Origin of the sequence: Thermogemmatispora sp. (genome assembly GCF_019683755.1) — a bacterium.
Taxonomy (GTDB): Bacteria; Chloroflexota; Ktedonobacteria; order Ktedonobacterales; family Ktedonobacteraceae; genus Thermogemmatispora.
Map to the genome: position 1 here is coordinate 1 of NZ_JADGHT010000214.1, position 8,029 is coordinate 8,029.

Genomic DNA, 8,029 nt, shown 5'->3' on the forward strand with positions numbered 1-8,029 from the left:
TGAAGAGCTTAACATATCAGGCTAAGATCAAGTAATGCTCCTTCATATTATTATACTTCTTAGCTGTGAGAAGATTAGCCATGCTACTCCAATCATCCCAGTCTGCTTCCTTGCGGAGGGAAGTGAAGGGAGAAGCACAAGGGACGGTTGTCCGAATGACTAGTTTCAAGGGCGGGTTGACTTTTCGACCTTTATTGCGTACGATTATAGCATACCAGTCAGCACTGTGCGTGTCGGTTGCCGGGTCCAGCAACAGTACAGAGAGAGAGACACGCCGGTTCAACCTAGTCGGGCCAGCCACGTGCAAGGGGGCACACAAGGGCGGTCACGGCGGAGGTCGGTGCAAGCGAATGAATTGCTTGAGCGAGCCAGCCAGTTGATGAGGTAGAGGCTGCCAGGCCCTCTGTCTCATGCTCACGCGCTGGCTTTTGCTATCGGGCAAAGGGCGACTTCGCCAGACCGCGCAGGCCGTGCCAGGGTTCTAAGCGTCTCCCAAGGCGCAGCGGGGATCGTATTATCTGTTTCAAAGGAGTGACAGCCTATGGTTACCCGTACCGAGAAGAGACGCTGGCCTCTTCTCCTGCTCATTATCCCCTTCATTGCCACCCTGCTACCCTTTCTCTACAACTCCTATCAGCCGGAGTTCATAGGCATCCCGTTCTTTTACTGGTACCAGTTGCTCTGGACCATTCTCGGCGCGCTGGTCACAGCTATTGTTTACTGGCTGAAAGCCTAAGCCGGCGAAGCCGGCGGCTTGAAGAACAGCGTTGTTCGAGCATCTGTGCAACGGATTGCCGCATTGCACTGTGATGCAATGCCTGCCGGGAAAGGAAAGACTGCAATGGTCAATGTTGTTGCTCTCAGCGTCTTCATTGTATTCTTCATCCTTGTCACTGTACTTGGTTTTGTCGCTGCTCGCTGGCGTCGTGGTGATTTGAGCCTGCTCAATGAGTGGGGGCTGGCGGGCCGGCGCTTCGGGACGGTGATTACCTGGTTCTTGCTCGGTGGTGACCTCTACACAGCCTACACCTTCGTTGCAGTGCCAGGCTTGATGTTTAACAGCGGGGCCACCGGCTTCTTTGCTGTCCCTTATACGATTGTGGCCTATCCCCTGGTCTATTTGCTGATGCCGCGCTTCTGGAGTGTTGCTAAGAAACATGGCTATATCACAGCCTCGGACTTTGTGCGTGATCGCTTTGGAAGCAGCACTCTTGCTCTGGTGGTGGCCTTTACCGGCATTCTGGCCACGATGCCCTATATCGCGCTTCAGATGTTCGGTATCGAGGTCTCGATCGCTCAGATGGGCATCCCGGTCGAGGCGGCTCTCATTATCGCTTTCCTTATTCTGGCCGCCTATACCTATACAAGCGGCTTGCGCGCACCGGCGATGATCGCTTTGGTCAAGGATCTGATGATCTTTACGGTCATGATCGCGGCGATCATCGTGATCCCCATTAAGCTGGGCGGCTTCGACCATATTTTCGCAGCAGCGCACACTAAGCACCTGAACGCTATTGCTCAGGGCACGAATTTCCGTGACCTGCTGACGACCCCCCAGGCTCAGATGGCCTACGCGACTCTGGCTCTCGGTTCAGCGCTGGCGCTCTTTCTCTATCCTCACGCCATGACGGGGGTGCTTAGTAGCAGCAGTCGCCAGGTGGTGAAGCGCAATGCCGCGCTTCTGCCTCTCTATTCGCTGATGTTGGGCTTGTTGGCCCTGTTGGGCTATATGGCTATTGCCGCTGGCACTGGAGTTACGAGTCAGCCCTCGTTCCAGAGCTATAAGGCCAATGGCGCTGTTCCTTCGCTGATGAGCTGGGCTTTCCCCGACTGGTTCGCCGGCTTTGCTTTCGCCGCCATCTCGATCGGCGCTCTGGTTCCTGCAGCAGTGATGTCGATCGCCGCTGCGAACCTCTTCACGCGCAATATCTACAAGGAGTATTTCCGTCCGAATTGCTCCGATCGCGAAGAGTCGACGGTGGCGAAGGTGGTTTCGCTCGTGGTGAAGTTCGGCGCTCTGCTCTTTATCTTGCTGGTCCCTGCTACCGATATTATTAACTTCCAGTTGCTGGGTGGGGTCTGGATCATTCAGACACTGCCGCCGGTCTTCCTGGGTCTCTATACCAACTGGATGCATCGCTGGGCGATGATTATCGGCTGGGCCGGTGGCATGATTACTGGCACCTGGATGGCTGTGGCGAATAATTTCGCCTCCTCGGTCTTTACCATCTCTCTCGGTAACGTGAAGATCGCTGCCTATATCGCTGTCTACTCACTGCTGGTCAATCTGGTGCTCACGCTGATCCTGACGCCGGTCTTTCGCGCGTTGGGCATCCCTTCGGGCAAGGACAATACGCAGCCTTCCGATTATGAAGAGGAAGGGCTAGCCGCTCTGCCCAAGGAGCCACTCATGGAGGAGCTGGCCTGAGTTCCAGGCACCTTGTTCGCTCTACGAGGCGCGCTCTGCTGACTGGTTGATGAGAGGAGACTGGCTTTCCCCAACAAGGGAGACGCTGACTCCAGCCAGGCTGTAGGTGGAGTCGAGTTGTGAAGCCCAGACTGAAGTGAGGCGGGAAAGAGAGACGAGGTGCGTCCCTACAGGGACAGCATGCTCGTCTCTCTGCGTCTTATCATTTGCGGGTTACCTCAGAGAGGGCCAACGCTCCTGGCTGCTGTGATTGTCTGCTCGGTTGTTTACCTACCCTCCAGTCCGGAGGTGGGCTCTGCTTCTTTTTGCGCGCCTTGGCTGAGCTTGGCTGGCAGGGACTTAGTCGTCGTCTGCAGGCAGGCTTACCCTCTCGAGGCGCTGCAGCACTTCTTGGAGGGTCTGGAGCCGCGGGGAACGATTGATGATTCGCTCTCTCTCGGCGGCTGAGCCTGCTGCTTCTGTCTCACGGTCTATTAATTCGCTGAGAGCTAGGTAATACTCAATAAGAACCCGTTGACCGGCAGTGTGGTCAACTGTCTCTTCTAGCAGGGTCGCTGCTTCATCGTAGGCCTGGAGACGGCCATTGGCGTTCTCCAGCTCCGCGCGAGCTTGTTGCAGCAAGCGCGCTTGCTGTTCTAACTCGCGGCGACGCAGGCGCGGCAGTTCTTCTTGCATCCGGGTTAACTCTTGGAGCTGTAGCGCCGCCTCTCCAACGGCTAACTTCGCTTCTTCGCGTCGGCGCGCCAGCCAGGCTCTGACCGCGTGCAGACGTACAAGAAAGCTGGCCCCCTCTGGTAGGCGCAGTTCATCCGAGGCGAGTAGCTCATCGCTCCCTCGCTCCTCTTGATCCTGTCCCGGCTCTTCTTCATTTTCATACTTGTCTGGGGAATCCATCAGGAGAAGAGCACCTGCGCTTTCTTGCCAAGATGCAGCGACAGCGTAGAGAGATCAAGCTGCTGGTTGACAGGGAAATCAAGATAGCCTGTTTGCTTCTGGCCCGGTAGGACAACAGGAGGAATGGTAATCAGTTGGGGAGCTATCTGGGTGCCATCGGGAAGCACCAGGCGCGCCAGGGCCTGATAGTCGATCCCTACTGGGGACTCGCCGGGATTCTGAACCTCCAGATAGACCCGAACAACATATTTGCCCTGATGCTTTTGATCATCAGAGTAGCTGCCCGCTTCGCCAACACGGGTCACCGTCAGATTGACTCCGCTATAAGAGAAGGAACGGTTCAATTCGATGGATGCTATTGGGTTACTCTGCGCCGGTGTGGGGGTGAGGGCCGTTAGCGCATCGTTACTATTGCCTCCAGCCCGCGGCAAGTGGCTATAGGCCATGAGACCAACCAGGACAATGAGCATCACAAGCACCACTATGCCCAGTGTCATCCACAGCTCACGCCGCTGTGGATACCCCTCTTCCTTGAAATCATCAGACATCTTGACGATGGTACTCCTGACTGCGAGAGTTAGATCAACCGGTTCATATTATAGCAAAGATCCGAGAGGACGTCTCAGACGGCTCTGGAGGGTGTGCTTCGCCACGAGCACGGGGCTCCTGACCGTCTACCAGTGCTTGTAGACGGTCAGGAGTAAGTAGCTCGACTTCTGCGACCTCTGTCTCTCAGTACGTGGGCCGGCAGCAGGTGAGCAGTGGGATCTGCTCAAGATGATGGAAGGAAATCTTGTGTATCGAAGGAGCTACCCAGTACATCTTGTGCAGAGGCTCCCATCCAGCGCTCGAGCACTGTAGCATAAACAGAGCGAAAGTCAACGGTGTATTTGAGGTTGCCGTTGTCATCCAGGTTGGTAAGTGATGGTGGCTCGCCAAAGATGCCACGATTGACCGCGTTTCCAACGATGAACATTGGCGCCGCCGTTCCGTGATCAGTACCCAGACTCCCGTTTTCTTCGACACGCCGCCCAAACTCGGACCAGGTCATGATCACAACCTGGTCAGCTTTGCCGTGGAGTGCAAGGTCTGTATAGAAGGCATAGAGGCCGTCGGAGAGGGTTTTGACGAGCTGGGCATGGGTCTCTTGCTGATTAGCGTGGGTATCGAAGCCCCCCAGGGTGATATAGCCGACTCGCAAACCAAGATCATTCACAATGACTTCTGCCAGAATTTTAAGCCCCTCGGCAAATGGACCTTGGGGATAGGCCACGGCAGGTCTGTAGGCATTGGCTACTTGATGCAGGCGGCGTGCCCCCTCTTGGGCAGCGAGCGCTGTTGTCTCCAGGAGCGCGGCATAGGGCGCGCTCCGTGGGTAGGAATTGTAGAGCTTGAGAAGCGCCTCCAGGCGCGAGGCACCGCCGTCGCGATCTTGTGGGTCAGCGCTGATGCGATACTCGCTTAGGCTGGCCAGTGTCGGAACCTGGGCATTGAGCGATGAGAGAGCAAGAGCGGTCTGGCCTCCAATGTCAAGCGCCTTAAAGGGATGGCCCTCTTGGTCAACGAGGCCAGCGACAAGCTTGCCAAGCCAGCCCTCCCGCCCATTGCCGCTGAGATCAAGGGTTTGCCAGATATCCATTGCCTGGAAGTGTGAGAGGCTTTGGTTAGGATAGCCTACCCCTTCAACGACTGCCAGGTGCCCTGCTTCCCAGAGCTTTTTAAAGCCGGTCATCTCCGGATGCAAGCCCAGCCGCTGATCAAGCGGCAGGACTTGCGTCTCTTTGATGGCTAGCGCTGGGCGCATCTGGTAGTAGTGGCTGTCTGTATAAGGGATGACAGTATTTAGCCCATCGTTGCCACCGGCCAACTGGACGACAATCAGGGTGCGTTCGCTGGCCGCCTGAGCCAGTCGCACTCCTTCCCTGGCTTGGGCGCGCGCCGAGAGCAGGGCTCGGCTAAAGACCGTTGGCATGATCATGCCGGCGCTCACGGCAAGCATCCCATCTTTAATGAGTGCGCGACGAGATAGGATCATAGCTTTTCCTCCCGCTTCATTCGGGTAGGCCCCCAGGAGGCTACCAAGTAAGGATTTGCAAGATCGCCTGCTTCCTTCCATCATTGCTAGTTCAGTTGATACTCGGGCGAGGCAAGGAGCAGGTAGAGAGTGCCCCGCACACGGCTGAGTGGGTAGGCTTTGCCATTGGCAAAGGCCACGCTCTCTTGCGCCCCAGTCGCCGGTGACGTGAGATAGCTGACGAGTTGAGTCCGTCGGTCGCTGGCAAGCTCACCATCGAGTAGGAAGGCGGCAAAGTAGTCGACGAAGGCTTCGGGCGAGGCAAGCCGCTGCTTCTCAATGATGGCTTGTAGATCCAGTGGACGTGCAGAACCGCGCCCCAGGCCGCGCCTCAGAAGGAGATCAACATAGTTGAGGCGCGTGAGCCATGTGCCACTATTGAGCCAGAAAGCACTGACCTTATCGCCAGGCCAGCCGGCAACGTTCGGAGGGTCAAAGACGGTCTGCCCCATGAGCGTGGTGAACTGGGGCAGGAGCGCTGCATCGTCCTGGATACCCAAGGCGCGATAGGCGCCAACAGCAAATTCAACCGGTGATTTGAGACGGCTGCGGTAGGCCTTGGCTGAGACGAACTGCGGCGAGAGCAGGAGGGCACGCATAACCGCCCCTATATTGTGCTTGCTTTGCTGATAAGCATCAACCAGCGGCTGAAGGTCCTCTGTACTTGGGTTCTCGTAGACAAAAAAGCTGAAGAGCTTGCGCGCCAAAAACCAGGGAGTGGCGGGATGCTCAGCCAGGATCGCGATGACATCGCGATAATCCAGGTTGCCGCTATGTCCCAGAAAATGCTTGAGGCGGTCGTTATGACTGGCGGGGTCATAATAGGAAGCAAAGCCGCGTACATGCCAGCCGCTCAGGGCCGCTGCCCCTTCGGTCACATCCTGCTGAGTGTAGTGACCCAGCCCAATGGTAAAGAGTTCCATCAGCTCGCGAGCATAGTTTTCATTGGGCGCATTGCGTGTGCTCTTGGTGAGATCAAGGTAGAAGAGCATGGCCGGGTCACTGGTGATCCCCAGGAGGATATTGTCAAAGGTATCGAAGGCATGTTCACGTAGAAATTGGTTTTGGATAATCATCCGTCGGTAGAAGCGTGGACCGCCAACCTTGCGGAAGCTGCTGGTGAGTACACCATGCCAGAAGAGCGTCATTTTTTCGAGCAGTGGGCGCTGCGTCCAGGCCATGCGTAGCAACCACCAGCGCTGCTGGTCTTGGGGCCGATCAAGATTGAGGTGGAGAGCTTCTAGACGCTGTTCCAGCTCGTCATCGGAGCTATGCTGGTAATTGAGCAGGTGATCAACTGCAGCGGTGAAGCCAAGGTTACGATAGAAGGCGAGTTCGTCAGGCCCCGCCCCAAAGCCGGCACGCCGTAAGAGATGGCCGATCAGTTGCTGCTCAGCCAGGGGGGTGGGTGTATGGCTACGCTGCCAGAGCTGTTCTACAGTGAGGCCACCAGCTAGCAGACCAGCCGCACCCAGGCCGAGGCCAGCCAATCCCAGGCGACGCCGCCGCGCCAGGTACTCAGGCCGTGAGGGCGGGCTTGGAGGGGTCCCCGACGGTGGCGTCTCTTGCTCCTCCAGACGGGGCCAGGTTGGTCCCTCAGAGCTTGAGCTTGCTGCTTTGTCCATAAGCCAGGTCGCTCCCGTGGATACTCTCTAGAAAAAACAGGCCTTTCCAAGTGATGTCTGTCATGCTAGCAGAGAAAGCTCAAGATGTCCTCAAGAAGTGTTACACGTTTATTGAAGATGACCCCACCCCAGGGAGGAATCTGGTCAGGCTCGTCACCACGCCAGCCTATCGATCGTTCAAGAAAGTTGGAAGCTATGCCTCTCACTGTCTAGGAAGGCCCCGCAAGTAGGGCCTTCCTTCATGCAGGCAGGCTGCCACCCACTCGCGCCATACCAGCATCAGCTGTGATAGATGGATAGTAAGCATAGGGATGAGAAATGTAGAATTGCCGCTTGAGCAGATAAAGGCGGAAGGAGATATTACCGATCAACAAGAGTTCAAGGAAGAAAACTTGATGCAACAAGAGATGCCCCACAGGCGTCGGAGGCTTCTCCCGTTTGCTGTTTTTGGGGGGATGATTCTGGGCATCGTACTGCTGGATGCCGTGCTCCCTCTTAGTGGTCTCTGGTTCAGCGATGTGCTGCTCTCGCGGGCCGGCACTTGGCCGCTTTTGCCGACTCAGGCCCTCTTTCCTACTTGGAGTATTATTCCGCTCCAGCCAGTCCCGACTAATCCGACGATTCCACCAGCCCCGCTGGCCTGGCTTGAGATCGTCCTATTTCTAGCTGTTCTCACCACTCTCTTCCTTCTCTATCTTTATGCCCTGGTCACGTTGCCTGCTGTTATCTCTCGTCGTTATGTCATCCTCTCAACCGCAGCCTTTGGCCTGCTCTATGCTCTGATCCCCGTTGTGACCTCACCAGACCTTTTCTCTTATTTGATTTACGCGCGCATGGGCGTTATCTACCATCTGAATCCTCTAACCACATTGCCCACCCAGATCCACTATGATGCAGCCTATCCTTATCTTTATTGGATCGATCAGCCTTCAGCCTATGGGCCTACCTGGGCCGCTATCACCTGCTTTCTACAGTGGCTGGCCCTCCCTCTGGCCGGATCTAATAACC

General features: G+C 56.3%; 7 protein-coding genes. 3 read left to right on the forward strand and 4 right to left on the reverse strand.

Translation table 11 applies throughout. The features are described from left to right. The first annotated feature begins 541 nt into the window (after positions 1–541). Together IRZ24_RS13540 and mctP are read left to right on the forward strand one after the other, a co-directional pair. Positions 542–736 carry a DUF3311 domain-containing protein gene (locus IRZ24_RS13540; RefSeq protein WP_112428711.1) on the forward strand — a complete coding sequence of 65 codons (195 nt, stop codon included), beginning with the start codon at positions 542–544 and terminating at the stop codon, positions 734–736. Between the two features lie 105 nt (positions 737–841). Next, positions 842–2,428, forward strand: a complete 1,587-nt coding sequence (mctP, locus tag IRZ24_RS13545) for a monocarboxylate uptake permease MctP (protein WP_297165132.1) — start codon at positions 842–844, stop codon at positions 2,426–2,428. 339 nt (positions 2,429–2,767) lie between these two features. On the opposite strand, the gene IRZ24_RS13550 is transcribed toward mctP, so the two are convergent. The 4 genes from IRZ24_RS13550 to IRZ24_RS13565 form a co-directional block, all read right to left on the reverse strand. Next, a complete protein-coding gene (locus IRZ24_RS13550; RefSeq protein WP_297165134.1) occupies positions 2,768–3,322 on the reverse strand; it encodes a hypothetical protein in 555 nt (184 codons plus the stop codon). Beyond that, positions 3,322–3,870, reverse strand: a complete 549-nt coding sequence (locus IRZ24_RS13555; RefSeq protein WP_297165136.1) for a hypothetical protein — start codon at positions 3,868–3,870, stop codon at positions 3,322–3,324. The genes IRZ24_RS13550 and IRZ24_RS13555 overlap by 1 nt, the downstream gene beginning before the upstream one ends. A 224-nt stretch (positions 3,871–4,094) precedes the next feature. Continuing rightward, positions 4,095–5,357 carry a DUF1501 domain-containing protein gene (locus IRZ24_RS13560; RefSeq protein ID WP_297165138.1) on the reverse strand — a complete coding sequence of 421 codons (1,263 nt, stop codon included), beginning with the start codon at positions 5,355–5,357 and terminating at the stop codon, positions 4,095–4,097. Positions 5,358–5,443: 86 nt separating this feature from the next. Continuing rightward, positions 5,444–7,021, reverse strand: a complete 1,578-nt coding sequence (locus IRZ24_RS13565) for a DUF1800 domain-containing protein (protein ID WP_297165140.1) — start codon at positions 7,019–7,021, stop codon at positions 5,444–5,446. 395 nt (positions 7,022–7,416) lie between these two features. On the opposite strand from IRZ24_RS13565, the gene IRZ24_RS13570 reads away from it, so the two are divergent. Further along, positions 7,417–8,029: hypothetical protein (locus tag IRZ24_RS13570; RefSeq protein WP_297165142.1), on the forward strand; the 613-nt coding region annotated here is incomplete at its 3' end.